Genomic DNA, 415 nt, shown 5'->3' on the forward strand with positions numbered 1-415 from the left:
CAACGAATACGAGATGATTTTTATGGATTGCCAGATGCCAGTTCTTGATGGTTTCGAAGCGACCAAGCAGATCCGAGCGCTCGAAGAAGGAACCTCTAAACACATTCCGATCGTTGCGCTGACGGCCAACGTCGTGCAACGAGATAAGCATTTGTGCTTCGATGTGGGTATGGATGAATTTTTACCAAAACCCGTCAATCAAGGGAAACTGAGAGAGATCGTTGCCAGTTTCTTGTCGAAAGGAACTGAGTCGAGCAAGGAAAATGAGCAGAAAATCGTTTAAGTTCAATTAGCTGATGTCTCGCTAAAGCATATCCAACTCTATAAGAAACTCCGACAGAATCAGTCGGAGTTTCTTTTTTTTGCTAATGAGCACTTGGTTAGCTAATACATCTAGTTAGCTAAATACACATAG

At 42.7% G+C, this 415-nt stretch carries 1 protein-coding gene; it reads left to right on the top strand.

All coding sequences use genetic code 11. From position 1 onward, the window contains the following. Positions 1-283, top strand: a 283-nt coding sequence (locus AB4496_RS25800) for a response regulator (RefSeq protein ID WP_372132705.1), incomplete at its 5' end; no start/stop codon positions are given. Positions 284-415 lie beyond the last annotated feature (132 nt).

Source organism: Vibrio sp. 10N.222.46.A1, from assembly GCF_041473595.1.
Lineage (GTDB): Bacteria > Pseudomonadota > Gammaproteobacteria > Enterobacterales > Vibrionaceae > Vibrio > Vibrio tasmaniensis_A.